The organism is Burkholderia sp. Cy-637 (assembly GCF_011753175.1).
GTDB lineage: Bacteria > Pseudomonadota > Gammaproteobacteria > Burkholderiales > Burkholderiaceae > Burkholderia > Burkholderia gladioli.
In genome coordinates this window covers 14518-40561 of sequence record NZ_VWWC01000020.1, presented here as the reverse complement: position 1 = coordinate 40561, position 26044 = coordinate 14518, and the positions used below count along the sequence as shown (strand labels likewise).

Annotated in this window: 25 protein-coding genes, 1 tRNA gene and 2 pseudogenes; 17 read left to right on the top strand and 11 right to left on the bottom strand. The window is 66.0% G+C overall.

Annotated features, from left to right (window positions below):
* Window positions 1-66 precede the first annotated feature (66 nt).
* Genes F3J10_RS08630 through F3J10_RS08615 form a run of 4 tightly spaced genes read left to right on the top strand, consistent with a single transcriptional unit; the run spans window position 67 to window position 3953 of the window.
* A complete protein-coding gene (locus tag F3J10_RS08630; RefSeq protein WP_167241885.1) occupies window positions 67-1365 on the top strand; it encodes an FAD-dependent oxidoreductase in 1299 nt (432 codons plus the stop codon).
* Entirely contained in the window at window positions 1362-2210 is an 849-nt protein-coding gene (locus tag F3J10_RS08625; RefSeq protein ID WP_240155493.1) for a DUF1365 domain-containing protein, read from the top strand. The genes F3J10_RS08630 and F3J10_RS08625 overlap by 4 nt, the downstream gene beginning before the upstream one ends.
* Complete coding sequence (locus tag F3J10_RS08620) at window positions 2207-3421, top strand: cyclopropane-fatty-acyl-phospholipid synthase family protein (RefSeq protein WP_167241884.1); 1215 nt, start codon at window positions 2207-2209, stop codon at window positions 3419-3421. Before F3J10_RS08625 ends, F3J10_RS08620 begins: the two co-directional genes overlap by 4 nt.
* On the top strand, window positions 3414-3953 hold the full coding sequence (locus F3J10_RS08615; RefSeq protein ID WP_205195346.1) for a chalcone isomerase family protein: 540 nt from the start codon (window positions 3414-3416) through the stop codon (window positions 3951-3953). The genes F3J10_RS08620 and F3J10_RS08615 overlap by 8 nt, the downstream gene beginning before the upstream one ends.
* 52 nt (window positions 3954-4005) lie before the next feature.
* On the opposite strand, the gene F3J10_RS08610 is transcribed toward F3J10_RS08615, so the two are convergent.
* From F3J10_RS08610 to F3J10_RS08600, 3 genes are all read right to left on the bottom strand, one after another.
* On the bottom strand, window positions 4006-4824 hold the full coding sequence (locus F3J10_RS08610) for an FkbM family methyltransferase (protein ID WP_084152403.1): 819 nt from the start codon (window positions 4822-4824) through the stop codon (window positions 4006-4008).
* Between the two features lie 112 nt (window positions 4825-4936).
* Complete coding sequence (locus tag F3J10_RS08605) at window positions 4937-6244, bottom strand: ATP-binding protein (RefSeq protein WP_167241883.1); 1308 nt, start codon at window positions 6242-6244, stop codon at window positions 4937-4939.
* The gene (locus tag F3J10_RS08600) at window positions 6245-6967 is read right to left on the bottom strand and encodes a response regulator (protein WP_105853038.1); all 723 of its coding nucleotides are present in this window, start codon (window positions 6965-6967) and stop codon (window positions 6245-6247) included. It lies immediately after the preceding gene.
* A gap of 293 nt (window positions 6968-7260) precedes the next feature.
* Here F3J10_RS08600 and F3J10_RS08595 point away from each other — a divergent pair, with 293 nt between their 5' ends.
* The 4 genes from F3J10_RS08595 to F3J10_RS08580 all read left to right on the top strand — a co-directional run bounded on the left by F3J10_RS08595 (window position 7261) and on the right by F3J10_RS08580 (window position 9651).
* Window positions 7261-8007: a MipA/OmpV family protein gene (locus tag F3J10_RS08595; protein ID WP_167241900.1), complete on the top strand. Its 747-nt coding sequence runs from the start codon at window positions 7261-7263 to the stop codon at window positions 8005-8007.
* 160 nt (window positions 8008-8167) lie between these two features.
* Complete coding sequence (locus tag F3J10_RS08590) at window positions 8168-8854, top strand: DUF433 domain-containing protein (RefSeq protein WP_166912273.1); 687 nt, start codon at window positions 8168-8170, stop codon at window positions 8852-8854.
* Window positions 8851-9255, top strand: a complete 405-nt coding sequence (locus tag F3J10_RS08585; protein WP_025097248.1) for a DUF5615 family PIN-like protein — start codon at window positions 8851-8853, stop codon at window positions 9253-9255. Before F3J10_RS08590 ends, F3J10_RS08585 begins: the two co-directional genes overlap by 4 nt.
* Before the next feature lie 108 nt (window positions 9256-9363).
* Complete coding sequence (locus tag F3J10_RS08580) at window positions 9364-9651, top strand: hypothetical protein (protein WP_240155491.1); 288 nt, start codon at window positions 9364-9366, stop codon at window positions 9649-9651.
* Between the two features lie 13 nt (window positions 9652-9664).
* On the opposite strand, the gene F3J10_RS08575 is transcribed toward F3J10_RS08580, so the two are convergent.
* Entirely contained in the window at window positions 9665-10600 is a 936-nt protein-coding gene (locus F3J10_RS08575; RefSeq protein ID WP_166912269.1) for a LysR family transcriptional regulator, read from the bottom strand.
* Between the two features lie 211 nt (window positions 10601-10811).
* Between F3J10_RS08575 and F3J10_RS08570 the strand changes: the two genes are divergently transcribed.
* On the top strand, window positions 10812-11759 hold the full coding sequence (locus tag F3J10_RS08570) for a cupin (protein WP_123036161.1): 948 nt from the start codon (window positions 10812-10814) through the stop codon (window positions 11757-11759).
* Between the two features lie 111 nt (window positions 11760-11870).
* On the opposite strand, the gene F3J10_RS08565 is transcribed toward F3J10_RS08570, so the two are convergent.
* Complete coding sequence (locus F3J10_RS08565; RefSeq protein WP_013699774.1) at window positions 11871-12050, bottom strand: hypothetical protein; 180 nt, start codon at window positions 12048-12050, stop codon at window positions 11871-11873.
* A gap of 225 nt (window positions 12051-12275) precedes the next feature.
* Between F3J10_RS08565 and F3J10_RS08560 the strand changes: the two genes are divergently transcribed.
* Window positions 12276-12830, top strand: coding sequence for a YaeQ family protein (locus tag F3J10_RS08560; protein WP_025097245.1), 555 nt, complete (start codon window positions 12276-12278; stop codon window positions 12828-12830).
* Window positions 12831-12902: 72 nt separating this feature from the next.
* Here F3J10_RS08560 and F3J10_RS08555 read toward each other — a convergent pair whose 3' ends face one another.
* Window positions 12903-13319 (bottom strand): VOC family protein, encoded by a 417-nt coding sequence (locus tag F3J10_RS08555; RefSeq protein ID WP_013699772.1) that lies wholly within the window; start codon window positions 13317-13319, stop codon window positions 12903-12905.
* Window positions 13320-13814: 495 nt separating this feature from the next.
* Here F3J10_RS08555 and ada point away from each other — a divergent pair, with 495 nt between their 5' ends.
* The 3 genes from ada to gshA all read left to right on the top strand — a co-directional run bounded on the left by ada (window position 13815) and on the right by gshA (window position 17663).
* On the top strand, window positions 13815-14903 hold the full coding sequence (gene ada / locus F3J10_RS08550; protein ID WP_167241899.1) for a bifunctional DNA-binding transcriptional regulator/O6-methylguanine-DNA methyltransferase Ada: 1089 nt from the start codon (window positions 13815-13817) through the stop codon (window positions 14901-14903).
* A complete protein-coding gene (locus F3J10_RS08545) occupies window positions 14900-15865 on the top strand; it encodes an AlkA N-terminal domain-containing protein (protein ID WP_167241882.1) in 966 nt (321 codons plus the stop codon). The genes ada and F3J10_RS08545 overlap by 4 nt, the downstream gene beginning before the upstream one ends.
* Before the next feature lie 184 nt (window positions 15866-16049).
* Window positions 16050-17663, top strand: a complete 1614-nt coding sequence (gene gshA, locus F3J10_RS08540; RefSeq protein WP_167241881.1) for a glutamate--cysteine ligase — start codon at window positions 16050-16052, stop codon at window positions 17661-17663.
* A 51-nt stretch (window positions 17664-17714) separates the two neighbouring features.
* Here the strand turns inward: gshA and F3J10_RS08535 are convergent, their stop codons facing one another.
* On the bottom strand, window positions 17715-18296 hold the full coding sequence (locus F3J10_RS08535) for a PIN domain-containing protein (RefSeq protein WP_167241880.1): 582 nt from the start codon (window positions 18294-18296) through the stop codon (window positions 17715-17717).
* Window position 18297: 1 nt separating this feature from the next.
* Window positions 18298-18768: an excisionase family DNA-binding protein gene (locus F3J10_RS08530; protein WP_167241879.1), complete on the bottom strand. Its 471-nt coding sequence runs from the start codon at window positions 18766-18768 to the stop codon at window positions 18298-18300.
* Window positions 18769-19712: 944 nt separating this feature from the next.
* Between F3J10_RS08530 and F3J10_RS08525 the strand changes: the two genes are divergently transcribed.
* On the top strand, window positions 19713-20612 hold the full coding sequence (locus F3J10_RS08525; RefSeq protein ID WP_167241878.1) for a hypothetical protein: 900 nt from the start codon (window positions 19713-19715) through the stop codon (window positions 20610-20612).
* 92 nt (window positions 20613-20704) lie between these two features.
* On the opposite strand, the pseudogene F3J10_RS08520 reads toward F3J10_RS08525, so the two are convergent.
* Together F3J10_RS08520 and F3J10_RS08515 are read right to left on the bottom strand one after the other, a co-directional pair.
* Window positions 20705-21927 (bottom strand): annotated as a pseudogene (locus F3J10_RS08520) (IS3 family transposase).
* Between the two features lie 105 nt (window positions 21928-22032).
* Window positions 22033-22108 (bottom strand) — tRNA-Lys (locus F3J10_RS08515).
* 190 nt (window positions 22109-22298) lie between these two features.
* On the opposite strand from F3J10_RS08515, the gene F3J10_RS08510 reads away from it, so the two are divergent.
* Both F3J10_RS08510 and F3J10_RS08505 read left to right on the top strand, forming a co-directional pair.
* A complete protein-coding gene (locus tag F3J10_RS08510) occupies window positions 22299-22703 on the top strand; it encodes a PaaI family thioesterase (RefSeq protein WP_013699758.1) in 405 nt (134 codons plus the stop codon).
* Window positions 22704-22756: 53 nt separating this feature from the next.
* A complete protein-coding gene (locus tag F3J10_RS08505; RefSeq protein WP_167233298.1) occupies window positions 22757-23635 on the top strand; it encodes a patatin-like phospholipase family protein in 879 nt (292 codons plus the stop codon).
* Between the two features lie 72 nt (window positions 23636-23707).
* On the opposite strand, the gene F3J10_RS08500 is transcribed toward F3J10_RS08505, so the two are convergent.
* Window positions 23708-24727 (bottom strand): D-2-hydroxyacid dehydrogenase family protein, encoded by a 1020-nt coding sequence (locus tag F3J10_RS08500; protein WP_025097239.1) that lies wholly within the window; start codon window positions 24725-24727, stop codon window positions 23708-23710.
* 398 nt (window positions 24728-25125) lie between these two features.
* On the opposite strand from F3J10_RS08500, the pseudogene F3J10_RS08495 reads away from it, so the two are divergent.
* A pseudogene (locus F3J10_RS08495) lies at window positions 25126-26043 on the top strand (LysR family transcriptional regulator); the annotation flags it as partial.
* Window position 26044 lies beyond the last annotated feature (1 nt).

Below are 26044 nucleotides of genomic sequence, written 5' to 3'. Positions count from 1 at the left end.
CGGCGCCTGATCCGTATCAACAGGAAATCGCCGAACGCAGCTCATCCCAAACGGAGCCCGACGTCCATGTCCCATCCCGTTCCCGCCATGCCGCCAGGCCGCCGTATCGCCGTGATCGGCGCCGGGATCGCCGGCCTGGCCAGTGCCTACCTGCTGGCGCGCCAGCATCGGGTGACGCTGTTCGAGGCCGCCGACTACCTGGGCGGCCATGCTCATACCGTGGATGTCGAACTCGACGGCGAGCGTCATCCCGTCGACACCGGCTTCCTGGTGTTCAACGATCGCACCTATCCGAATCTCGTCGCCCTGTTCGACGAGCTCGGCGTGCGCACCCACGGCAGCGACATGTCCTTTTCGGTGTCGGTGGACGAAGGCCGGCTCGAATGGGCAGGCACCAACCTCAACACCGTGTTCGCGCAGCGGCGCAACCTGTTCTCGCCGAGCTTCCTCGGCATGCTGCGCGACATCCTGCGCTTCAACGCATCGGCCGAGCGTCATCTCGAGTCCGCCCAGCGGCAGCGCTTCTCGGTCGGGGAATTACTGGCCGACGGCGGCTACGGCGCGCCGTTCCGGCAGCACTACCTGCTGCCCATGGCGGCCGCGATCTGGTCGAGCGCGGCCAGCGACGTCCTGCGTTTTCCCGCGGCCACCTTCCTGCGCTTCTGCCTGAACCACGCCCTGCTCCAGGTCAACCACCGGCCGCCGTGGAAAACCGTGTCGGGCGGCTCCCGCCAGTACGTCGAGCGCATTGCGGCGACGCTGCCCGACGTGCGCCTGAACGCGCGCGTGCGCGTGGTGCGGCGTCATCGCGGCGGCGCCATCGTCTGGACCGACGAGGCGGGCGCCGAGCATTTCGACGCCATCGTGCTGGCCTGCCACGCGCCGACCAGCCTGCGCCTGCTGGCCGACGCCAGCGACGAGGAGCGTGCGGTGCTGGGCGCGATCCGCTACCAGCGCAACCTCGCGCTGCTGCATACCGATCCCGCGCTGCTGCCGCGCCGGCGCCGCGTCTGGTCGGCCTGGAACTACCTGAGCCGCCGCCAGGGCGAGGACGCGCAGCCGGTCTGCGTCAGCTACCTGCTCAACCAGTTGCAGCCGCTGCCGTTCCACACGCCGGTGGTGGTGACGCTCAATCCGCTGGCGGAGCCGGCGCCGCATACGCTGCTCGGCCGCTATCACTACGAACATCCGCTGCTCGACCTGGCCGCCGTCGATGCCCAGCAGCGCCTGCCCGAGCTGCAGGGGCAGCGCGGCACCTGGTTCGCGGGCGCCTGGACCGGCTACGGCTTCCACGAGGACGGGCTCAGGTCGGCGCTGCGCGTGGCGCGCGATTTCGGCGTCGCGCCGAGCTGGGCGCGGCCATGAAGCCGGCCGACGACAGCCTGCGGCTGCTGGTCGGGCAGGTGATGCACGAGCGCCTGCGGCCCGCGCATCACGCGTTTCGCTATCGCTTGCTGCAGGTGGCCTGCCGACTCGACCGTTTCGCGCGCCCTTCGTCGTTCTGGTTCGGCATCGATCGCTGGCGCCCGCTCGGCCTCGCCACGCGCGACTACGGCCCCTGCGACGGCAGCCCGCTCGAACCGTGGATGCGCGCGCGCCTGGCCGAAGCCGGCATCCCGGCCGATGGGGAGATCTGGCTCCAGACGATGCCGCGCCTGTTCGGTCATGCCTTCAACCCGGTGAGCTTCTGGTACTGCCACGATCGAGAGGGACGCCTGCGCGCGCTGTACGCGGACGTGCGCAACACCTTCGGCGCGCGGCACGGCTACCTGCTCAGCGCGCCGGCACACGCGCCGATCGACGGCGAGACGGTGCTCGACTGCCGCAAGACTTTCCATGTCTCGCCGTTCTGCACGGTGAGCGGCGGTTATCGCTTTCGCGTGCTGCGCGACCGGGACCGCTGGAACGTCGCGATCGATCATCACGACGAGGCGGGTTTGCTGCTGCGCACCGCGATCGCGATGCGCGAACGGCGCGAGCCGGGCGCGTGGTGGCGCTTCGCGCGCCGGCCATTCGACGTGATCGGCACGCTCTGGCGCATCCATTGGCAGGCGCTGCAACTGGCGCGCAAGCGCGTGCCCTTCCACGGCAGCCGGCCGCCGCAGCCGCCCGAGCCGGCCACATCCGATCCTGCCGTATTCGATTCTTCCGTTTCCGGCTGCCGCCGCCGCGCGGCGCCGGCGAATTCCCGTCACGAGGCTCGTCCATGAACCTGCTGCATGTCCGTTCCCATTCCGAAACCGCGCAACCGCTCAGCGCGAAATGGTTCCTCGCGCTGCTGCGCCGGATGCGGCATGGCCATCTCACCCTGGTCACGCCGGAAGGCGCGCAACTGGTGTTCGGCGATCCGCATCAGGCGCCCGCCACAACCCTGCAGATCCACGACTGGCGCGCCTGCCGCCGGATCCTGCGCAGCGGCGACATCGGCCTGGCCGACGCCTATCGCGCGGGATGGGTCGAGGTGCCCGACCTGGTGGCCCTGGTCAGGCTCGCGCTGCGCAACCAGGATGCCGTCGCGCCGACCATCGACGGCGGGCGGCTCGCGCGCCTCTGGTACGCGCTGCGTCATCGGCTGCGCGCGAACTCGCGCGCCGGCAGCCGCCGCAATATCCACGCGCACTACGACATCGGCAATGCCTTCTATGCGCAGTGGCTCGATCCGAGCTGGACCTATTCCAGCGCCTGCTTCGACGGCGATCCGGCCCGCTCGCTGGAGGCGGCCCAGGCCGCCAAGTACCAGCGCATCGTCGATACGCTCGGCCTGCGCGCCGGGATGCGCGTGCTGGAGATCGGCTGCGGCTGGGGCGGTTTCGCGGAACATGCGGCGCGGCTCGGCATCCGCGTCGACGCGCTGACGATCTCGCAGGAGCAGTACACGTTCGCGGTGCAGCGGATGGCCCGCAAGGGGCTCGCCGATCATGCGCACGTGCATTTGTGCGACTACCGCGACGCGGCCGGCCAGTACGATGCGATCGTCTCGATCGAGATGTTCGAGGCGGTCGGGCAGGCCTTCTGGCCCGGCTATTTCGCCACGCTGCAGCGCTGCCTGAAGCCCGGCGCGCGTGCGCTGGTGCAGTCGATCACGATCGACGACGCGCGTTTCGAGGCCTATCGCGCCTCCAGCGACTTCATCCGCGAGACGATCTTTCCGGGCGGCATGCTGCCCAGCCCCGGGCGTTTCGTGGCGGCCGCCCGCGATGCCGCGCTGGTCGCGACGCCGGTGTTCGCCTTCGGCCAGGATTACGCGCGCACGCTGCGGGCCTGGCGGGATGCCTTCGAGGCGCGTCTGGACGCCATACGCGAGCAGGGTTTCGACGAGCTGTTCATCCGCACTTGGCGCCTCTACCTGGGCTATTGCGAAGCCGCCTTCCTCGAAGGGCGCACGGACGTGGTCCACTTCCTGGTTGCACGCGATGCCTAGCGTCGCGTGGGCATCGCGCGGCTGGTGCCTCGCCTCGCTCGTGCTGTTGCTGGCGCGAGGCGCGCAGGCCGGCTGCGTCGATGAACTGGCGCAGGCGCGGCTGGTCGGTGCGGGGGATTTCTGCGTGCTCGGCATCTGCCTCTATGACGCGCGCCTGTATGCGAATCGGGCGCCGGTCGATTTCGATGCGCCGTTCGCGCTGGAGCTGAGCTACCGCCGCCATTTCTCGCGCAAGCAGTTGGTCGGCGCCGGCATGCACGAGATCGACCGGCTGGCCGGCGGCGCGCTGACGGACGAAGTCCGCGCGGCTTGGCAGGCGGACATGGTGCGTGCATTCGATGATGTCGTGCCCGGCGATAGTCTCTGTGGTGTCTATCTGCCCGGCCAGGGCGCGCGTTTCTATCGCAACGGCCAGCCTGGTGTGGCGGTGGACGACCCGGTGTTCGCGAAAGCCTTCTTCTCGATCTGGCTGGACCCGCGAACCCGAGCACCGGCGTTGCGCCGGAAGCTGCTCGGTGACGTCGCCCCGTGATTTCGCGCGCCGACTCCGCGCGCGTCCTGAGCCTGCTCCTTCCAGCGCCGGCTCAAACAACCGGCTTCTGCGAGAACACGAACATCGGGCTCGTGTGGTGGTGCAGCTCGCCGGGTTCGGCATCGACATCGGCGAAGTCGAGCTGGTAGTCGGTCTTGCGCAGGAACACGCGATGGCCGTGAGGATGCGTCTGTTGCAGGTGCTCGCGGAAGCCATGGCGCAGATCGCCATACAGCTCGGCGATGATGGTATGAGGCGGGCGATGGGCCAGCGTTTCCCGGGCGCCGATCAGCGCATCCACTTCCGCGCCCTCGATGTCGAGCTTCCAGACATCGAAGCTGCCGTGCTCGGCACGCAGCGCGTCGATCGTGGTGGTCGCCACGGAAAGCGTCTGGTGCGTGTCGCCGAAGATCGAGGGGAACAGGGCAAGCACCTCGTCCTTCAGGCTCGAGCCCTGGTTATGGGTCAACGACATGGTGATCGTCGCCTGGCCGGGCGCGGCCGAGATCGCCTGCTGGATCGGCACCACGCGATCCGTCGCCAGGCTCGCGAGCCGCGCATACAGTTCCGGGATCGGCTCGGCCGCGATCACGCGGCGCGCGCCCGCCTCGAGCATCTCGAGTGCCGTGACGCCGATGTTCGCGCCGGCATCGAGCACCTGGTCGCCTGCCCGGACGAAGCGGCGGAACAGGGCCCGGTCGACGTCGCCTTGCGGATAGCGGATATCCAGCAGCAGCGATGCGGCGTAGTAGCGTTCGTGCCGATGGGAGAGGTCGAGCGTGATCGGAATCGATCCGATTTCGAAGCTCGCCTTGCCGTGCTCGCGGATATGAGATTCGATTTCCGTGTACAGCAGCTCTCGCGTCGGCATGGCGCTTTTCCGGGCATGTTGGAGGAAGAGCGAATTATGCCCGACGGCAATTGCGGGTCGAGTGGGAGATGGCGGCATCCGGCAGCGTGCCGGCGAAGCTCGACGGCACGCCTTATCGCCCTCCCGACGGGAGTTGCCCCGGCAGCGTGATCACGAAGCGCGCCCCGCCCAGCGGCGAATCCTCGAGCCGCACCTCCCCGCCATGCGCCAGCGCGATGCGCTGCACGATCGCCAGCCCCAGCCCGAAGCCGCCGGTGCGCCGGTCGCGGCTCGCGTCGAGGCGCTGGAACGGCTCGAACACGCGTGCACGGTCGACCACCGGAATGCCGGGCCCGTCGTCGTCGACGCTCAGCACCAGCGCGCCGGCGGCGTCGCCGGTCGCCGCCAGCAGGACCATCCTGTCGGCATAGCGCGCGCCGTTGCGGATCAGGTTCAGCAGCGCCCGCGCGATCAACTTCGGATCGCAGATGTGGCTGGCCGGCGCGCCGCGCGTCGACACGTCGAGTTCGATCCCGCGATCGGCCACGTCGAAGGCCACGCTGCCGGCGACGCTGCCGATCAGCGCGTCGACCGCCACCTCCATCGCGGCGAGCTGGCTCGCGCCCTGCTCGAGCCGGCCGATCGTCAGCAGCTCGGTGACGAGCTCGTCGAGCTCGCGCACGTCGTGCCGCAGCGCCTCGCGGCGCTCGCGCATGCGCTGCGTCTCATCCGGCGCGGCCAGCAGTTCGAGCCCGAATTCGAGCCGCGCCAGCGGCGTCTTCAGCTCGTGCGAGATGGCCTGCATCATCTCGCGCTGCTGCTTGATCGAGGCCTCGATGCGCTCGGCCATGTCGTTGAACTGCCGCGACAGCTCGTAGATGTTCGACTTGCGCGGCAGCAGCACGCGCGTGGACAGCCGCCCCGCGCCGAACGCGCGCGCGGCGGCCTGCAGCCGGCGCAGGTCGCGCCAGTGGAAGTGGATCCAGGACATCACCGCCAGCAGCGTGGCGAAGGCGAGCAGCAGGTAGGCGTAGATGCGGATGTCGAGATCGAAGGTTTCGGCGGGATGCGAATGGAGCACGCTGCCGTCGGCCAGCGGCATGTAGTAATCCTTGCTGTCGTAGCCGATCGCGATCCGGCCGGCCTCGAGATCGCGCAGCGGCGTGCCGCGCAGCCGCGAGCGCGCCTCCTGCATCGTCAGGAAGGCGAAGCCTTCCTTGCCGTGCTGCGCCAGCTCGCGCAGCGCGAGCTGGCGCTGGGCGCCGGGGTGGCGTTCCAGGTAGTCGTTGAGCACGAAGGCGTAGGTGCTCAGCGATTCGCGCTCGGCATCGGCGACGCGCTGGTAGAAGAAGATGCGGTCGAACGAGAGCTGGATGAACATGATCGACAGCGCGACGCAGACGATCACGATGAGGTAGAGCTTGATCAGCGGGCGCAGCATTCACTCGTCCCAGGCGGAAGGGCTGAACAGGTAACCGCGGCCCCAGATCGTCTTGATCCGGTGCGGCTCGGCGGAAGCGGCATCCTCGAAGCGGCGGCGCAGCTTCGAGATGCCGGAATCGACCGAGCGGTCGAGGCCGTCGAACTCGATGCCGCGCAACTGCCTGAGGATGTCGTCGCGACTCAGCACGGTGCCGGCCGCGCGGGCCAGCACCAGCAGCAGGTTGAACTCGGCGGTCTTCAGCTCGACCGGCTCGCCGCGCCAGGTGACGCTGCGATTGGGCGGCGAGATCCTCAGTTCTCCGAACACCAGCAGCTCGGGCGCGGCCGGCGCCGCGCCGGCTGGCTGGGCCCGGCGCAGCAGCGCGCGGGCGCGCGCCACCAGCACGCGCGGCTCGATCGGCTTGGTCACGTAGTCGTCGGCGCCCATCTCCAGGCCGGCGACCTGGTCGTAGACGTCGGTGCGCGCGGTCAGGATCAGCACCGGCATGTCGGCGAAGGCGCGAATGCGACGACAGACTTCCATGCCGTCCAGGTTGGGCAGCATCAGGTCGAGTATCACCAGCGCCGGCTGGTGCTCGCGCACCGCGGCCACGGCCAGGTCGCCGCGGCGAACCACCGTCACCACGAATTCATAGCCGTCGAGATATTCGCTCACCAGCTGGGCGAGGCGGTCGTCGTCCTCGATCAGCAGCACGCGATGTTTGAGCGTTTCTTCTGTCATGGTCATCCCGGAATGCCCGCGGCCTGCCCGGCATGGCGGCGGCAAGAAGGCGGCAAGAAGGCGGCAAGAAGGCGGCAGGAGCGCGGCAGGCCGATTCTATCCGCGTCGGTCGCGGCAAAAGCCGCGAAAGCACAATCGCGGACACTTGAACACAATTGATCACAGAATCCCCGCAGATTCGGGACAGTCTCGGCGCACGGCGGCTCCTAGACTGCGCTCTCCCTCACCTCGATCGAACCATCGTGCGCCTCCCACTTCGCCGCCTCGGCCAGCTCAGCCGCCTTCGTCGCTATGTGCCGCTCGCCGGCCTGGCCCTCGCCACCGCCGCCCATGCGGACAACGACTACACGGTCTCGCTCGGCGCCGCCGTCGCGCCGCGTTACCCGGGCAGCAAGCAGTACCGGGCCGTGCCGGCGCCGTCGTTCGCGGCGAAGTTCGGCAATGGTTTTTTCATCGACAGCAGCAATGGCGCCGGTTATCGGCTCGACCTGCCGCATGGCGTGTTCGTCTCGGCCGCCGTCAACTACGATCCGGGCCGCGACGACGAGAACCGCGTCGACCTGCCGGGCGCGGATTACCTGAAGGGAATGGGCCGGATCCCCGGCTCGGTGCTGGTGGGCGTGCGCGCGGGCGTGACGCTGTTCGGCGACGCGGAGCTGAGCGTCGCGCTCGATACGCCGGTGACGCATACCTCGCACGGCGTGTCGGGGCATCTGGACCTCGCGGTGCCGCTGCTGAAGACTGCACACCACACGATCATGGTGACCAGCAGCGTGCATGCGGGCACGGGGCGTTATGGGCAGACCTTTTATGGCGTCACCGATGCCCAGGCCGCGGCGAGCCGCTTCCAGCCTTATTCGGTCGGCGGCGGAATCGACAGCGCATCGGCGACGGTCGCCTGGAACTGGAGCGTGTCGCAGCACTGGTCGGTGCTGGCGACGGGCGGGGTGACTCGCCTGCTCGGGCGCTTCGGCGACAGCCCGATCGTGCAGGCCAGGAGCAATTATTTCGGCATGGCGGGGGTGAGTTATCGGTTTTGAGCTGGCACGGGATATCGCGTCCGCGACACGGTGGCGCTGGGCGGGTAAATGGTGGCCTTATCGAGCGGACTTGTCGAAAGTTGTCGGCGGGATTCTGTAGAATCGAGTGGTTTTCGAGTACGCGAAGTGTTCGACCGGTCAACTTTCCAGGGAGGTGCGCATGAAGCTGACGGGCGTCGGTCTCTACACCTACCCTGAAGCCGCCTTGCTCACGCGAATTCCGCTCCGTGAGTTGCGCCGCTGGCTGGATGGTTATTCCTATCGCGATCCGCGCAAGGAACTGCCTGTCGAGGTTCCACCGCTGTGGGCCACGGAATTCGATCAGCAGATGGACGGGATCGGCTTTCACGACTTGCTGGAAGTTCGGTTCGTGCGGGCGTTTCGACAACACGGCGTCAGTCTGCAGACGATCCGCGTCGCCAGCCAACGTGCCCGCGAACTGTTCGCCACTGACTATCCCTTCACCTCCCGGCAGTTTCGCACCGACGGCCGCACGATATTCGCCTCGGCGATGGAGGAAACCGGCGAAACCGAGTTGCTCGACCTGGTGCGCAAGCAATACGCTTTTCGGCGAATCATCGAGCCCTCGCTGTACAGCGGCATCGAGTTCGGCGCGGACCAGGTGGCGACTCGCTGGTATCCCACGCCTCGCAGCAAGGCAGTCGTGCTTGACCCGGCGATTGCGTTCGGGAAACCCGTCGTGACCGATGGGGCCGTGAGGACATCGATCCTGCACGATGCCTTCATCGCCGAGGGCGATCGGCACATGGTGGCGAGGCTCTACGAGGTTCCGGTGGCATCGGTGGATGCCGCCATCGCGTTCGAAGAAAGCCTGATCGCCGCATGAACTTCTTTGTCGACAACAACTTGCCGCCTGCTCTGGCCAGAGCGCTGCATGCCTTGTCGGAAAACTCAGGGCATCGCGTCGTGCATTTGAAGGACCTGTTTCCGCCGAATACGCCCGATTCGGACTGGATCGCCGCGCTGGCAAGGGAAGACGGGTGGTCGGTGGTCACCCACGACAAGCTGAACAAGGGGCTGGAGCGCGAAGCCCTGCGTCGTGCCGGCTTGATCGTGTTCTTCCTCGACCGAGGATGGTCGAGCCACACATTCTGGGACAAGGCGTACTCCCTTGTGCGCTGGTGGCCGCGCATCGTCGAGCAAGCCGAAGGCATGGCCGGTGGCGCCGCTTTCAAGGTGCCCTACGCGTTCGCTGGCAAGGGGCGGTTCGGGCAGGTGATCCTCTAGCCCGTACAGTTTCTCGCTTCGCATCCCCGAAATCCGCTTCGCCATCTCCCGATATGCCCGCCGCGGGAATGCTACGGTGATCCTTCACCTTTTCACCGGGAAACGAGCATGTCGCCACGTTCACGGTTTTCGCTCGCCTGCTGCGCCTTGGCCTTCACCGGGTTGATCGCCGCCATGCCGGCCGCGGCCCAATCGCGTCTCGACGGCGCTCGCCCCGACGCGTCGAGCTACCTGCGCGTCAACGATCACGACGACTACCTGCGCGCCCAGCGCCATTACCAGGACGAGCTGCGCAACCAGCGCCTGCTCTACGAGCATCAGCGCGAACAGCGGATCCGCGACGAACGCGTGCGCCAGGAGCGCGCCTACGAGCAGCGCCAGCCAGGCGCTTATTGAATCCGTCGCGTCGTCAGCTTTCCCAATCCACCTGCCGCGCATATCGATCGGCATAAAAATCGATGAACGCGCGCACCTTCGACGACACCGTCTTCTTCGGCGGATAAACCGCCCAGATCGCCGATGCGGTTCGCGCCGTCTGCACGTCCCAATCGGCCAGCAGATGCACCAGCCGGCCGTCGCGCAAGGCATGGCCGAGCGCCCAGACCGGCAGCAGGGCGATGCCGCAGCCGGCGATCGCGAGCTGCCGCAGCGCGTCGGTATCGTCGGCGCGCAGGCGGCCGCGCAATTGCACCGGGATCGGCTCGTCGACCGGCTCCTCGTCGCGCGGCGCGCGTGCCGCGAACCACCAGCGATCGTCCGGCATCAGCGGGAAGCGCAGCACCTCGTGCCCGGCGAGCGCCGCCGGCGTGTCCGGCGCGCCGTGCCGTTCCAGGTAGCCCGGGCTCGCGCAGACGATGCGCCGATGCATGGCCAGCCGCCGCGCGATCAGCTGCGAATCGGGCAGCACGCCGATCCGGATCGCGAGGTCGATGCCGTTGTCGATCAGGTTGACGGTCTCGTCGCTGAGCACCGCGTCGATATCGATGCCGGGATAGCGCGCGGTGAATTCGGGCAGGTGCGGGATCACGTGGCGCAGGCCGAAGGCGCGCGGCATGGTCACGCGCAGCAGCCCGCGCGGCGAGGCATTCAGCGAGGACGTCGCCTCGCGCGCCTCGTCGAGCGCCGCCAGCACGGCCTGCGCATGCTCGCGAAACACGCGGCCGCCTTCGGTCAGCACCAGCCCGCGCGTCGAGCGGTTGAACAGCGCGATGCCGAGGTCGCGCTCGAGCTCGCTCACGTAGCGCGAGACGGTCGAGGTCTTCACGGCGATGCGGTCGGCGGCCTTGCTGAAGCTGCCCGATTCGGCGGCGTGCAGGAAGGCGCGGATCGCGGAGAAATAGTCCATGGCGGATGACGGGCCGCGTCGGCTGGCGCGCGCCTGGTTGGGGTCGCATGCAGTGTAGGGCAAAGCCAGGGGCCGGGTTGTCCCTTTTGCGCAAAGCTCATTTCCCGGCGGCGCGGTTCCGTCGGCGCCGGGCGCGCCTCTATAGTCGCTCCAACGTCGACGGCCGTGACCCTGCGCGCCGGACGCTTCCCCGCCATCAAGGAGCCGCATCATGCTCGACAAGACCCCCGCCCCCACGCTGCAACTCGACGACGAACGCGCGATGCGCGACGCCGAGTATTTCGAATACACCTCGTCGGCGAACCCGATCGGCGCGAAGCTGATTTCGCGCGTGCCGTACCGCAGCTTCCCCGCCTCGCTCTACGACAGCGGCCCGACGCGCATCGTGCCGCTGGACCTGTCGGCCGAACTCGGCTGCGACTACCCCGCAACGGGCCCGGACCTGATGGCGAACTTCGTGCGCATCGTCGCGGGCGAGCAGCTCAGCGTCGATCCGAACGCGACCTCGCTGGTGTTCTACGTGCTCGAGGGCGCCGGCTCGGTGGCGCAGCGCGACAGCGCGTTCCGCTTCGCGCAGGGCGATTTCTTCTCGCTGCCGGGCGGCGCGCCGGCAACGCTGAGCGCCGATTCCACCGCGCGCCTGTACTACGTGAACGACGCGCCGCTGCTCGACTATCTCGGCACGCGCGTGGCGAGCCCGCGTTTCGAGCCGACGCTGTACCCGGCCGCGCGCGCCAGGGAGGAACTGGACAAGGTGGCGTCGGCACCGGGCGCCGCGCTGCGCAACCGCGTGAGCGTGCTGCTCGGCAACCGCCACTTCCCGCAGACGCGCACGGTCACGCATTCGATGTGGGCGATGTTCGGCGTGATCGCGGCCAACAGCGTGCAGAAGCCGCATCGACACCAGTCGATCGCGCTCGACTTCATCCCCGCCTGCCGCCCGGGCGTGTACACGCTGGTGGGCACCGAGCTGGACGAGGCCGGCAACATCGTCGATCCGGTGCGCGTCGACTGGACGCCGGGCATGGCCTTCGTGACGCCGCCGGGCTACTGGCATGCGCACTTCAACGAGTCGAACGACGTGGCCTATGTGATTCCGCTGCAGGACGCGGGCTTGCAGACCTACCTGCGCGCGCTCGATATCCGCTTCGCGCGCTGAACGAAACGCGCCGGGCGCCAGGGCATCGTGCCTTGGCGCCCGGCGGCGGCAAGAGAGGAGGGGAGGAAGCGGTGCCCGTCGCGGTTCAGCGAACGGGCCGTCGGCGCGGGATCAATGCCCGCGTCGCCAATGTTTCCAGGGATGGCGCCAGTCGATATGGCTGGCATGCACGGGCCGCATCTCGCGCGGATGGCGCCGGCGATGTTCCTGCCACAGCTCGTCGGAGAACAGGGCCGCGACGATCACGAGCGGCAGCACCAGAAAAATGCCCAGGATCACTTGCTCGACCACGATGGCCTCCGTGCGGCTGGCGGGCGGGACGGCACCCTCGCTTTCATTCTAGGCATTGCGGGCGGCGGGCGTTTTGGATTTTCTTGTATGACCAGACGATCTTCATAGCGTCCCGTCGAGACTGATGCCGCACCGTTTTTGAAACGGGGCCACGGCGAGGGCCTCGCGCATTCGGTATCATCCACGCCCCGACCGAACTTTTCGCCGCACGCGGCAAGACCCCCGATGGCGCTCAAATCGACTATCTACAAGGCCGAACTGCAAATTGCCGACATGGATCGGCATTACTACGGCGATCACTCGCTGACGGTGGCCCGCCACCCGTCCGAAACGGACGAGCGGATGATGGTGCGCATCGTCGCCTTCGCGCTGTTCGCGCACGAACGGCTCGAGTTCTGCAAGGGGCTATCCGATACCGACGAGCCCGACCTCTGGCTCAAGGACCTGACCGGCGCGATCGAGGCCTGGATCGACATCGGCCAGCCCGACGAGCGCCGCATCGCCAAGGCGAGCGGCCGCTCGGGCGAGGTGGACGTGATCGCCTACGGCGGCCGCACCTCGGACATCTGGTGGCAGGGCGTGCGCGGCAAGGTCGAGCGGCTGCGCAACGTGCGCGTGCTGTCGCTGGTGGAAGGTACGGCCGAGGCGCTCGGCGCGCTGGCCGAACGCACCATGCGCCTGCAATGCACGATCCAGGACGGCACGGTGTGGATCTCGAGCGCGACGCACGATCCGATCGCGGTCGAATGGACCGTGCTCAAGCCGCGCGGCGAGGGCTGACGCACGATTCGGGGCCGGTTTCTTCGCGCCTCGTTTTGCTTCCGGCCCGCGTCGGTGCTTTAAGCGCCTCGTTCAGCCGGCCGCGGCGCGCGGCGGTCCCTTCAGCTCCACCATGTTGCCTTCCGGGTCGAACAGGTAGATCGATTGCCCGTAGCCGTCCGCGCCATAGCGCTCGGCGGGCTCGCCCGGCCGGGCGCCATGCGCCGCGAGATGCGCGCGCAGCGCCTCGGCGTCGAAGGGCTCGACGCGCAGGCACAGATGATCCATGTTGCGGCCGGCGCCGGGCACGCCGCTGTCCGCGCGGTCGATCGGCGCGTTCTCGATCAGCAGGTCGATCAGAGAATGGCCGGCGCGCAACTGCACCAGCCCGAGATCGGGCTGTTCCTTCTCGATATGGCAGCCGATCACCTCGCAGTAGAAGCGCGCCATCGCCTTCATGTCGGCGACGCGCAGCACCACGTGGTCGATGCCGAGTATCGGGGGTTTCATCGTGGGGAATCTCCTGTCGAATGACTCGTCGAGTCTAGACGATCGCCGGGAAGGGCGTGACAGGCAGGGGAAGCGGGGCGGCGGGCGTGGCCCGATGCGGGCAGAATCGTCGAAGCGATGGCTCGCCTGGATGGCGTCGCTAAGAAATTCAGGACGAAAAAAAGCCCGCTCAAGGGGAGCGGGCTTAATCCATATCAGGAGGAGACATGGAGGAGACAGTTCCAACTATACACAGCGGGATGGTGCGGCGCAATAATCCAACTGCAAAAAATCGTCAGAGAGTCGTTCTGTCGCACCCTTTTGGCCCGATCGCGCGCTGCGGCAAAGGCTGGCGGATTTGGGTGTAGTTTTCGCTTAATTGCAGATGCGGGGATGCGGCATCCCCAGGGCGATGGCGCCCCCTTTAGTTCACCCGAATATCAGAGCAAGATTCCGGCAGGCAGCGGGTGGCTCGCCGCGTAGAGTTGAACCCGTTCTCACTGTTATTGCGAGGCGATCATGCCCACCCCGTACTCGACCGACGAAGCCCGCTGGGAAGCCCTCGTCGCACGCGACGCCGATGCCGACGGCGCTTTTTTCTATGCCGTGAAGACCACCGGCGTGTTCTGCCGCCCGACCTGTGCCTCGCGCATGCCGCGCCGCGAGAACGTCAGTTTCTTCGACGATCCGGCCGCCGCGCGTGCCGCCGGCTTTCGTGCCTGCAAGCGCTGCCAGCCCGAGCGCGAGCCGCGCGAGGTGGAGATCGTGCGGCGCGCCTGCGCGGTGCTCGACGCGAGCGATCGCGCCACGCTGGCCGAGTTGAGCGCGGCCGTGCATGTCAGCCCTTTCCACCTGCAGCGTCTGTTCAAGCGCGTGGTCGGCGTGTCGCCGCGCCAGTACCAGGCCGCGCGCCGCGGTGCTGCCTTGCGCGATGCGCTGGAAGGCGGCGCGCCCGTCACGCGAGCGGCCGTCGATGCCGGTTACCAGTCCTCGTCGCGCGTCTACGAGGCCGTGCCGCGCGAGCTCGGGATGGCGCCCTCGGCGTTCCGGCGCAAGGGCGCGGGGCTGCGCATCGAGTACGCGACCGCGTCGACGCCGCTGGGCCAGGTGCTGGTCGCCGCGACCGAGCGCGGCATCTGCAAGATTGCGTTTGGCGATGCTGTAGCGTCGCTCGTCGCCGACCTGGGCGATACCTTCGCGAATGCCGAATGCGCGGCCGCGCCCGAGCGGCTCGCGCCCTTCCTCGCCGAGATCGATGCCTATCTGCGCGGTTCGAGCGAACGCATCGCCTTGCCGCTCGACATCAGCGCGACGGCGTTTCAGCAGCGTGTCTGGGAAGCCCTGCAGAAGATCCCCTACGGCGAGACGCGCAGCTACGCGCAGATCGCCGAGGCGGTCGGTTCGCCACGCGCGGTGCGTGCCGTCGCCAGCGCCTGCGCCTCGAATCCCGTGGCGCTGGCGATCCCCTGCCATCGCGTGATCCACAAGGACGGCACGGCGACGGGCTATCGCTGGGGCACGGCGCGCAAGCTCGCGCTGCTCGCGGCCGAGGCGCGGCACGCGGCGGGCGAGCCGGCCGCGCTGTCGCTCGACGACGCTGCATGAGGGGCGCGTCGGCGAGCGAGGCCGGTGCGACGGAGGGAGCGGCGCGCGTCGAGATCGACCTGCCGTTCCGCACGCCCTACGACTGGCCGCGTTTGCTGCGCTTCCTGGCCGGGCGCGCGATTCCCGGCGTCGAAACCGTCAGCGACGGCGCCTACCTGCGTGCCATCGAATATCGCGGCGCGCATGGCGTGCTGACGGTGCGGCGTCATGCGCGTCGCTGCTGCCTGGTCGCGACCGTCGAGGGCGCGGTCGCGCAACGGGCCGACGCGGCGCTGGCCGCGCGGCTCTCTACCATGTTCGACTGCGGCGCCGAGCCCTCGGCGATCGCCCGGGACCTGTCGCGCGATCCCTGGCTCGCGCCGCTGCTGGCCGCGGCGCCGGGCCTGCGCGTGCCGGGCGCCTGGTCGGCCTTCGAGCTGGCCTTGCGCGCGATCGTCGGCCAGCAAGTCAGCGTCAAGGCCGCCACCACCATCATCGGACGATTGGTCCAGCGCGCCGGCGAGCCGCTCGCGGCGCCCCCGCATCCCGCTGTCGGCTGGTGGTTTCCCGAACCGGCCGCGCTGGCGGCCTGCGACCTGACCGGGATCGGCATGCCGGGCAAGCGGATTGCCGCGCTGCAAGGTGTGACGGCGGCGGTGGCCGCGGGCGAGGTGCCGGTCGACGCGGTGGACGCGGCCGGCGTGCCGCTCGACCTGGCCGCGCTGCGGCAGGCTTGGCTGGCGCTGCCGGGGATCGGCCCGTGGACCGTCGAATACATCGCGATGCGCGCCTGGCGCGACGCCGACGCCTGGCCGGCTTCCGACCTGGTGCTGATGCAGTCGATCGCCGCGCGCGACCCCGCGCTCGAGCGTCTGTCGAGCCAGCGCGCGCGCAGCGACGCATGGCGCCCGTGGCGCGCCTATGCGGCGATGCATCTGTGGAATGAAATCGCTGACCGTGCCGGCGGCGCGCGCGGCGGCTGAGGGTTGTCGACGGGCGTGGAGCGGGGCGGTGGTGCAGCGCGCAAAGCCCCGCCCAGCCTGGCTTTGGCGCGATTCCGGGGCGGCTCAAGCGGGCCTTTCGGCGAGATGTTAAAGTGCCCGCTACCGTCAATCCCGGCGGGCGGTGTGCGTGGCAGCAAACCGCCATGCCTGCTTCCTAGCATCCATGTCGAACAAGATGATTTCCAGCCACACCGACTTGCTGCAGCAACGCCTCGACGTGCTGGCCTCCGGGCCCTCGCGCGAGCGTCTGGTTGACGGCCTGCGCGGCATCGAAAAGGAAAGCCTGCGCGTGACGCGCGACGGCATGATCGCGATGACGCCGCATCCGCGCGCGCTGGGTTCCGCGCTCACCCATCCTTCACTGACGACCGATTATTCCGAGGCGCTGATCGAGCTGATCACGCCGGCCGAGCGCGATGTCGCGCTCACGCTCGAGCGGCTCGACGCGCTGCATCGGGAGGTGTATGGCTCGCTCGGCGAGGAGATGCTCTGGAACGAGTCGATGCCCGGCAAGCTGCCGGCCGACGACCAGATCCCGATCGCCGATTACGGCAGCTCGAACATCGGCCGCCTGAAGACCATCTACCGGCGCGGCCTGGCCTATCGCTACGGCCGCACCATGCAATGCATCGCCGGGATCCACTACAACTACTCGCTGCACGAGGACATCTGGCTGCGCCTGCGCGAGCACGCGCAATCGGCGGCCAGCGAGGTCGATTACCAGTCCGAACGTTATCTCGCGCAGATCCGCAATTTCCGTCGCACCAGCTGGCTGCTGATGTATCTGTTCGGTGCTTCGCCGGCGCTCGACAAGGCCTTCCTGCGCGGGCGCGACAGCACGCTGGAGAGCTTCGACGCGACCACGCTGTATCGGCCTTACGCGACCAGCCTGCGCATGAGCGATCTCGGCTATTCGAACACCACGGCGCAGGCTGCGTTGGTGGCGGACTACAACTCGCTGGATGCCTACCTCGATGCGCTGTCGAAGGCGGTCAGCGAGCCTTATCCGGCCTACGAGGCGATCGGCACGCATCGCGACGGCGAGTGGATCCAGCTCAATACCAACGTGCTGCAGATCGAGAACGAGTTCTACTCGACGATCCGCCCGAAGCGCGTGACCTATTCCGGCGAGCGGCCGTTGCATGCGCTGGCCTCGCGCGGCGTGCAGTACATCGAGGTGCGCTGCCTCGATATCGATCCGTTCGAGCCGACGGGGATCGCGCTGGACACGGCGCGCTTCATGGATGCGTATCTGCTGGTGTGTGCGCTGGATGACAGCGCGAAGCTCGAATGCGATGCGTATCGCGAAGCCAATGCGAACTTCGGCCGCGTGACGATGGAAGGGCGCAAGCCGGGGCTGGAACTGGTGCGCGACGGCGCGGCGATCTCGATGCGCGACTGGGCCGAGGAAGTGTTCGTGAAGATCGAGGCGGCGGCGCGCGTGCTTGATGAGATTCGCGGAGATGACGTGCATACGCGCGCGGTGGCGGCGCAGCGCGTCAAGCTCGATGATCCGGAGTCGACGCCTTCGGCGCGGGTGCTGCGCGAGATGCGGGAGCGGGGGGAGTCGTTTCTGGACTTCGCGCGGCGGCAGAGCGAGGCGCATGCGGATTACTTCCGGGCGCGGCCGCTTGAGGCGGGGGCGGCGGATGAGGCGAAGCGGCTCGCGGAGAAGTCGCTGGATGAGCAGGCGCAGCTTGAAGGCAAGGATGGCGGGTCATTCGATGCGTTCGTGGCGGCGTATCGGGCTTATACGTTGAATCGGTTCAGCGTGTGAGGTTGGCAGGGCGGATCGTTGCGCGTGCAGCGGTTCGTACTTTCGGGCCGACTAGATTAATGCCGCTGCCTCGCGAATGCGTTGAGCGGTTGCCGGCAAGCCGTTTCGATCAAACACTTGAGCGAAGTCCTCGGGCGTGGCGCTTGGCTTTTTCCACCGAGCCCTCATGGCCTTGAAGGCCGACATGGCCGCGATCGGCTCCAGATCCCATTGATTGATGATGAAGTGGTCGGGGTGGATGACTTCGATGCCGTATATGCCGACAATCTCCGCTGGAAAATCCCGTAGATTGGCTGTCACGATGCAGTCGGCATGACCGGCGATAGCTGCAGCAAGGACATGTTGATCGTCAGGATCGGGCAAGCCCATGTTTCCGACGAGTGGTGCCCATGCCTGCTCATTCACCTCCCAATCGGGTATCGCCTCCCGCATCCCATCGCGTCGGACACTGAGCCTGCCTGTTAGATCCGGTCGATGTTCTTCCAGATTGGTGATCCATTCCTGCTCGATGCGTCGAGTCCACTTGGCTGCAAAAAGTCCCGCGGTCGCCAGGCTCATGAGGGAGTCGGCCAGCGCAATCGGAAAGAGGACGCACGCATCGAGCAGAGCCGTATAGCGTACGTGGCCAGCCATGTCAGTAATCCAGTCCCAGTTCCTGGGAATTGGCGGCCAATCGGTCCAGTGCTGCTGCTTGCTTCTCACGCATTTGACGCGCGTAGGCGACGAGATCCTCGAATGCGATGCGGCGATGTGTTCCGACCATGCGATGTTTGAGTCGGCCGGCTTCGATTTCCTTGATCACGAACGGACGCGATACGTTGAGGAAGTTGGCGGCTTCCACGGTTGTGAATTCGCGCTCCGCCGGCACGAGGGTAATCAGACTGCCTTCGCTCATGGCGCCGAGTAACTGGCCGATGAACTTCAGCGATGCGGGCGGAAGCGCGATGGATGGATGTTCGCCGGTATCTGTCGTCAGGGTGATGGTTGCCGCGCGCGAATGATCCAGGGCCTCCATGATGCAGTGTTGTGCAATACGGGCCATTTCAAGTTCGCGTTCCGTCATCGGCGGCGGCGCCATTTCCCGAATCCGCTCTACGGTGCGCATACGTTTCTCTCCAAGGTTCAAAAGGGTGTGAGCGCTACGCTTGCTGACGCACACGTCAGCAAGCGTAGCGCTCAAGTGAAATAAATGCAATAAATGAAATAAGTGCATGATCCTGCCTGCATATCTCGCTGCCCGTATGACCGTTGTGATCAAGCCAAGCTCGCCTCGCTGATCAACGGAGGATTCTGCCTTCGTGCATCTGCTGGCTGGATCAGTTTCATCTCATCTCGAATGCATCAGTCGCTTGTCTGATTCATGAGTAAATCGGTAACTGCAGTCGAGGTTTTCAAACGCGACGTCAGAATTGGCGTCAAGGCAAGATTGATGCAAGGACGCAGCACAAGGCTGTCATTCGCTCGGCGATTATCGTTCGAAATTATTGAATTTGAGATAAAGCGATGATGAGTGAACCCATCGAAACATTTCGAGATGTCGTGATGCGATATGTTTGAGTCGATGATTTTCTTCGTCACGTCTCTTGTCGTCGCTACAATTTGACACTCTTTAACTCGCATGGAGATCATCGAAGATGTCTTCTGCAAGAAAATGTGGCTGCGTGGCAATCTAGCTGCCACCTGAATACAGGCGGGGATCACGGGAAGTGTCCCTTGTCCCTTGTCCCTTGTCCCTTGTCCCTTGTCCCTTGTCCCTTGTCCCGTGGGACGGGGAAGTCGACATGCCGAGCAGTCCTTATCGTGGCGATCCATCCATGGGGATTTCAAAAGTCTCGAACATTGAGAGATTAGTGCCCTCGATGATAAATGCCGCTTGTCGAAGATGACTTATTCCCTGCGTGAGCGGGTGTTTCGCTTTAATTTAGGGATGGCTGGCGATATGGCTGTTCGTCATGTTGTCTTGCAGGGCCTGCATCGGGAGACTTGGTCCAAGTCGAACGAATCGGGGTGCTTGATTTGTTTGGTATGTTTAATAATCGAGGGATAAAAATGAAGAAGAAACTGGTGCTGGCTGGTCTGATGGGCTCGATACTGTCGTTGTCGGCATGTGGCGGCGGCGATGACCAGGCAATCGATGTGAATGGGAGTGCATCGAATAGCCATGAAGCGGGAACGTCGACCGACACGTCGCCGGAATCGACGCCGCCGACTTCGCCCACGCAGCAGCCATCCGCTCAGGCGGCATGCCGGCCCAACGGTAAGTACAGTTACGAGGGCTCTGCATCCCAGGTCGCCGCGACCAACGGGAAATTGGCGGTGCTCGTCGTGCCGAGCTTGCCGAGTGAGGTTTCGAAGAACCGGAACATGACGGCGCCGAATGCGCCTGCTTCGAGCCAAGTTCAGCAGGCGAGCGGTGCATTTACGACGTTGGCGTCATCGTCCGCGGAAACCGCCTGCCTTGGGATGGACCATGGCGCTGTGACCGAGATCCAGGGCGTCGGTACCGACGTGGCGATCGGGCGATGGAATCAGGCCATGGATACGGATGGCAACACCTATACCAGCTCGCAAGGCGTTCACTATGCGGTCGGCACGCCTCTGGCTCTGTCTGCGACGAGCGGTACGTTGACGTGCAGCCAGTTGATCGCAGATTCGGTCGCGCTAAATAATGGCGGGGTCGTCGGGACGCTCGGGGCAAGTTCGGCCACGCTCGATCTGGGGACTCGCACGCTCGACAATCTGAGCTTGTCGATCAACCTCGCGAACCACCAATACACCCTGACGAACGCACAGGCGCCGTTGAATGGTACTTCGGCTCCTGGGGCATTGTTGGTGCAGTCGATCGTCGTGGGGCGCGATGCAGCGCAGCCCTTGATCGCGATCGGTTACTCGGCGACCTTGCCGGACAAGCAGGAAATCGGTGGCGTCGCGGTACTGTCTTGCCGTTGATTTATCGCGCACGGTGACGTGGTCAATGCGGGAAGCCAAGACCTGCATCGATCCCGTGTCAAGTCCTGAAATAGGTTGACAGTAATTAGACGCTAGAACGCCCGATGCACCGCATCGGGCGTTTTGTATTTGAGGGCGCTATGTGGCCGCTCATGGTTGTAGATATGCACCGACTGTTCGACCATCTTCTTGGCTTGATCCAAGTCGGCGGGGCGATGCAATAAGAACTCACCTTTCAAGATGCCATTGACCCGCTCGGCCAGCGCGTTCTGATAGCAGTCGTAGCCATCCGTCATCGAGCAGCGCAGGCCGTGACGCCGGTGAATCTCCTGGTAATAGGTTGAGCAATATTGAATGCCGCGATCGGAATGGTGGATAAGCGAGGCGCGACTGCGACGCATGCGCAGGGCCATCTGGAGCGCCTGGCCGACCTGTTCGGCCTGCAAGCTGTCATGGACGTGATAGCCGACGATTTTGCGTGAGAACGCATCCGTGACCACGCTCAGATACACGAAGGGTCCAGCCGTGGGCAGATAGGTGATATCAGCGACCCAAACCTGCTCGGGCGCTTGAGGCACGACTTGCTCTGGCCCGGCTTTCAGCAAATTCGGGTGACGCCGAAAGCGGTGATGGCTGTGGGTGGTCTTGTGATAAGCCCGAGGCGGCACGACCAGCAGCCGCGCAGCGCGCAGGACATCGAACAGCCGGTCTCGGCCCAGCTTAATGCCACACTCGCCCAGAACAGGCGCGAGTAGATGATGAAGTTTGCGGGTGCCTAGCCGAGGCTGGCGCAACCGGACGTCTCGGACCAATGTGGTTACGACCTCGGCTTGCGCGCCGCGACGCACTTCGGCTTGGCAGCGCTTGTAATACGCTTGCCGGCTGATGCCCATGTAACGGCAGGCTCGCTCGACGCTCAGCTTTTCGATTCGCTTTTGCGCGAGGACCTGCCCGAAGGCTTTTTTACGGCGATCCCGTAATCCTTGTGCAACACATCGATGACCGCTTCGAACAGCGCAGCTTTCTCCTGCGCCTCTCGGAGTTGGGTCTCCAGTTGCTTGATGCGCTGCTCCGGTGTGAGCGGTTTGGCGTCTTGTTTCGGCATGGTGGAACCTGAGCGCGCACGGCCGGATGGATTGGCCCAGTCCTGTAAGCCGTGCTTGCGTAACCATACCAGCACGGTCGAGCGCCCCTGGATTCCGTAGCGCAGTTGGGCGGCTTTGTAGGTCAGCTCGCCTTTTTCCACCTGTTCCACGACCGACAATTTAAAAGCCAGGCTGTAGTCGCGCTGCGTCCGCTTGATCCCTTGCCCCACTTGCCACCTCTTCGATTCGTCGAAAAAGTGTCAACCTATTTCAGGACGGGTCACCGCAAAGCAAAAAGCCCAACCGTGAAGGCTGGGCTTTTTGTCGAGAATTCCTGGTGGGGCGTGAGTGACTCGAACACTCGACCTACGGATTAAGAGTCCGCTGCTCTACCAACTGAGCTAACGCCCCCAACAGAAAAAAGATTATGCACGAGCTTCTGCCCCGTGTCTAGCCCTTTCTCGCTTTTTTCTTCAAAAAGTTCTCCACCCCATCCCGAGGCCTTCCTCGGCGCACGAAACGTCGAGCCCTCGACGCTCCCGGTATGATGACGCCCACATCCGCCGTGCGGCATTCGCGCGGCCCTGCCGAGGATTCCACGATGGACGAGAACGCGGTTCGCGAACTGCTCGATCGGCTGCTTGCGCCTTGGGTGCGCTCGCTCGGGCTGGTGCCGGTGGCCGTATCGGACGAGGCGGTGACGCTGCGCCTGCCGTTCTCGGGCGAGTTGCGGCATTCGGGCGGTGTGATCTGCGGCCAGGTGTTCATGGCCGCGGCCGACACGGCGATGCTCGCCGCGATCTCGGTGAAGCTCGGCGAATTCCGGCCGATGACCACCGTCGCGCTGAACACCAGCTTCATGCGCGCGGTCCGCTGCGGCGACCTGCTGGTCACGGCGCGCGTGCTGCGCATGGGCCGCAACCTCGTGTTCGGCGAGATCGAGGTGCTCGACGACGAAGGGCGGATGGCGGTGCATGCCACTTCCACCTACGCGCTCGTCAACTGAGCCGCGGCACGGCAATCCAGCCACACAAACGAAGAGAGAAAGAGAGTCAGTCCATGTTCGACCAGGTCGTATTCGCCGGCGGCGGCAACCGCTGCTGGTGGCAGGCGGGTTTCTGGGACGTCGCGCAACCGGCGCTGGGCATCCGTCCGCGCGTGATCACCGGCATCTCGGCCGGCGCGGCCACGGCCTGCATGCTCTATACGAGCGACTCGCAATGGGTGATGCGCTATTACCTGGACGCCCTGCGCGGCAACACCAGGAACGCCTACTGGGGCAACCTGCTGCGCGGCAAGCCGGTGTTCCCGCATTACCGGATCTATCGGCAGGCGCTGGTCGATATCTACGGCGAGCGCTTCACCCAGCTGGCCGACGCGCCGGAAATCCGCATCGGCGTATCGCACGTGCCGCGCTGGCTCGGCGCGCGCAGCGCGGTGGCGGCGGGCCTGATCGCCTACAACATCGAGAAATACATCCGCAAGACGCTGCATCCCACGCTCGGCCAGTCGCTCGGCTTTCGCCCGGAGTTCGTGCGCGCCCAGGATTGCGCCCATGTCGACGAGCTGGCCGACCTGATCCTGCAGTCCTCGTGCACGCCGCCGTTCACGCCGGTGCTGCGTCGCGCGGGGCGGCCGGTGCTGGATGGCGGGATGGTCGACAACGTGCCGGTCGGCGCGCTCGATCCCACGCCGGGCAGGGTGCTGGTGATGGTGACGCGGCGCTATCCGCGTCCGCAGCGCTTCACGGTCGCGCACGGCGAGCAGACGCGCCTCTACGTGCAGCCTTCGGCCAAGGTGCCGATCTCGAGCTGGGACTACACGAGCCCCGGCCAGATGCAGCACGCCTACGATCTCGGCCGCCGCGACGGCGAGGAATTCGTCGCCGCGATGGGAACGGAAGCTGCGCAGGCGCGGCGCGAAAGCGTCGCGTCCTGAGGCTTCGGTCGGCGGAAAGATAGAGACGGGCGGCGGCGCGCAAGGCGCCGCCATGCCTTTGCCCGGCGGCGCTCAGGCGCGCCGGCTGCGCCCGCCGACCAGCGCGTCGGGGTTCGCCACGCTCGACATGTCGCCCGAATCGAAGGCGAGGATATTGCGGAACGCGGCGCCGAAATACAGCTCGTAGCTCTCGCGCTCGACATAGCCGATATGCGGCGTGCAGATCACGTTTTCCATGCGCAGCAGGCTGTAGCCCTGCAGGATCGGCTCGCTCTCGAACACGTCGATGGCGACCATGCCCGGCCGGTTGTAGGCAAGCGCATTGACCAGCGCGCTGTCCTCGAGCAGCTCGGCGCGGCTGGTGTTCACCAGCAGCGAGGTCGGCTTCATGCGCATCAGGTCGTCCTGCTTGACGATGCCGCGCGTCTCGTCGTTCAGGCGCAGATGCAGGGTGAGGATATCGGCTTCCTCGAAGAAGGCCTCGCGGCTGGCCGCCGTGTCGTGGCCGTCGGCGCGCGCGCGCTCGATCGAATGCTCACGCCCCCAGACCAGCACCTTCATGCCGAAGGCCTTGCCGTAGCCGGCCACCATCTGGCCGATCTTGCCGTAGCCCCAGATGCCGAGCGTCTGGCCGCGCAGCACCTGGCCGAGGCCGAAGTTGGGCGGCATCGCCGAGGTCTTCAGGCCCGATTGTTGCCAGGCACCCTGCTTGAGGTTGGCGACATACTGCGGGATGCGGCGCTGGGCGGCCATGATCAGCGCCCAGGTCAGCTCGGCCGGCGCCACCGGCGAGCCGGTGCCCTCCAGCACGGCGATGCCGCGCTCGGTGCAGGCGGCCATGTCGATATGGCTGGAAGCCTTGCCGGTCTGGCTGATCATGCGAAGATGCGGCAGCTTTGCCAGCAGTTGCGAGGTGATATGCGTACGTTCGCGAATCAGGACCAGGGCCTCGATTTCGGCGAGGCGGCTCGCGAGCTGGCCGAGCCCGCGCACGCTATTGTTGAAGACCTTAACCTCGTGGTCGGCGAGCAACTCGAAACAGTTGAGTTTGCGGACGGCGTCCTGATAGTCGTCGAGGATGGCTATTTTCATGAAGGGTTCGGAAGCGGCACGAAAGACGGAAAGCACCGGGCGACAAGGCGCGCCGGCGGCCCGCACGGCGGGGCCGCCATGATCTTATGACGGCGGCGGCGCAGGTGTATCGCTTTTTAACAGCTTGTTACGGGGCACCCGGCGCCATCGCGTCGATCGCTGATCGGACGCAATGCCGGCCACCGTTGAGCTGGCGTAGAGAATGGGCGTATTTGGAGCCTATTGTTTCTATGATCAGAATAATTAGATGAATCCTGGCGTAAGCCCAGGTTGGGGCGAACATTTTTTGTGGATTTCCCACACTCTGACGGCAACTCTGCACCAAATCCGCTGTCGTAGGAGAATTACGCATTTGCTACACAATTTTGAAGCTGTAATGCACAGCGGCGGGAGTGGTTATGGATCATTTGCAGTCGATGCGAGTGTTCGTCAAGGTGGCGGATCTGGGCAGCTTCGCGCGAGCGGCCAGTGCGATGGATATCTCGAACGCCGTGGCCACGCGCCATGTCGCGGACCTCGAAGGTCGGCTCGGCACGCGCCTGCTGAACCGGACCACGCGCAGCCTTTCCCTGACCGAATCCGGTCAGGTCTATCTGGAACGTGCCCGCCAGATCCTCGACGAGCTCGAGGACGTCGAGCAGATGGTGGTGGCGCGCAATCATGAGCCGGTCGGCACGCTGCGCATCGTCGCGCCGGTCGTGTTCGGCCTGCACAACCTCGCGCCGGTGCTGCAGACCTACACCCAGCGCTATCCCAAGGTGATTCCCGACCTGACCCTCGTTGACCGCCAGGTCGACCTGGTCGAGGAAGGCTTCGACGTCGGCGTGGTGATCGCGCGGCAGATGCGCAGCGCCAGCATCGTCACGCGGCGCCTGACCACCGGCTGCATGACGGTCTGCGCGACGCCCGCCTACCTGGAGCAGCATGGCGTGCCGACCCATCCCGAGCACCTGATGGAGCACCCCTCGCTGAGCCTGCCCTCCGAATACTGGGGCGACGAGCGTGTGTTCACGGGGCCGGACGGCGAAGTGCGGGTGCGGCCGACCAATGTGATCGTCGCCAACAATACCGAGATGCTGCGCCAGTTCGCGCTGCTCGGCATGGGCATCGCGATGCTGCCGAGCTACCTGATCGGCGGCGACACGGCACGCGGCAAGCTGGTGCGCCTGCTGCCCGACTATCGCCTGCCCCAGGTCGAGATCAACGTTGCGTACCCGAGCCGTCGCCACCTGCCGGCCAAGGTCCGCACCTTCATCGATCACCTGGTCGAACACTTCAGCCATTCGCCGGAAACGGCGCTCGGCGAGCAGTGGGCCG

Bases quoted from the DNA above. Each gene is read 5' to 3' on its own strand.
- gshA (WP_167241881.1), top strand. From the start codon at position 16,050: ATGTCGAACAAGATGATTTCCAGCCACACCGACTTGCTGCAGCAACGC.
- F3J10_RS08580 (WP_240155491.1), top strand. From the start codon at position 9,364: ATGTCGCCACGTTCACGGTTTTCGCTCGCCTGCTGCGCCTTGGCCTTC.
- F3J10_RS08610 (WP_084152403.1), bottom strand. From the start codon at position 4,824: ATGCCGACGCGAGAGCTGCTGTACACGGAAATCGAATCTCATATCCGC.
- F3J10_RS08575 (WP_166912269.1), bottom strand. From the start codon at position 10,600: ATGGACTATTTCTCCGCGATCCGCGCCTTCCTGCACGCCGCCGAATCG.
- F3J10_RS08620 (WP_167241884.1), top strand. From the start codon at position 2,207: ATGAACCTGCTGCATGTCCGTTCCCATTCCGAAACCGCGCAACCGCTC.
- F3J10_RS08545 (WP_167241882.1), top strand. From the start codon at position 14,900: ATGAGGGGCGCGTCGGCGAGCGAGGCCGGTGCGACGGAGGGAGCGGCG.
- F3J10_RS08570 (WP_123036161.1), top strand. From the start codon at position 10,812: ATGCTCGACAAGACCCCCGCCCCCACGCTGCAACTCGACGACGAACGC.
- F3J10_RS08560 (WP_025097245.1), top strand. From the start codon at position 12,276: ATGGCGCTCAAATCGACTATCTACAAGGCCGAACTGCAAATTGCCGAC.
- F3J10_RS08625 (WP_240155493.1), top strand. From the start codon at position 1,362: ATGAAGCCGGCCGACGACAGCCTGCGGCTGCTGGTCGGGCAGGTGATG.
- F3J10_RS08510 (WP_013699758.1), top strand. From the start codon at position 22,299: ATGGACGAGAACGCGGTTCGCGAACTGCTCGATCGGCTGCTTGCGCCT.
- F3J10_RS08530 (WP_167241879.1), bottom strand. From the start codon at position 18,768: ATGCGCACCGTAGAGCGGATTCGGGAAATGGCGCCGCCGCCGATGACG.
- F3J10_RS08555 (WP_013699772.1), bottom strand. From the start codon at position 13,319: ATGAAACCCCCGATACTCGGCATCGACCACGTGGTGCTGCGCGTCGCC.
- F3J10_RS08505 (WP_167233298.1), top strand. From the start codon at position 22,757: ATGTTCGACCAGGTCGTATTCGCCGGCGGCGGCAACCGCTGCTGGTGG.
- F3J10_RS08630 (WP_167241885.1), top strand. From the start codon at position 67: ATGTCCCATCCCGTTCCCGCCATGCCGCCAGGCCGCCGTATCGCCGTG.
- F3J10_RS08500 (WP_025097239.1), bottom strand. From the start codon at position 24,727: ATGAAAATAGCCATCCTCGACGACTATCAGGACGCCGTCCGCAAACTC.
- F3J10_RS08615 (WP_205195346.1), top strand. From the start codon at position 3,414: ATGCCTAGCGTCGCGTGGGCATCGCGCGGCTGGTGCCTCGCCTCGCTC.
- F3J10_RS08525 (WP_167241878.1), top strand. From the start codon at position 19,713: ATGAAGAAGAAACTGGTGCTGGCTGGTCTGATGGGCTCGATACTGTCG.
- F3J10_RS08600 (WP_105853038.1), bottom strand. From the start codon at position 6,967: ATGACAGAAGAAACGCTCAAACATCGCGTGCTGCTGATCGAGGACGAC.
- F3J10_RS08535 (WP_167241880.1), bottom strand. From the start codon at position 18,296: ATGGCTGGCCACGTACGCTATACGGCTCTGCTCGATGCGTGCGTCCTC.
- F3J10_RS08605 (WP_167241883.1), bottom strand. From the start codon at position 6,244: ATGCTGCGCCCGCTGATCAAGCTCTACCTCATCGTGATCGTCTGCGTC.
- F3J10_RS08590 (WP_166912273.1), top strand. From the start codon at position 8,168: ATGAAGCTGACGGGCGTCGGTCTCTACACCTACCCTGAAGCCGCCTTG.
- F3J10_RS08585 (WP_025097248.1), top strand. From the start codon at position 8,851: ATGAACTTCTTTGTCGACAACAACTTGCCGCCTGCTCTGGCCAGAGCG.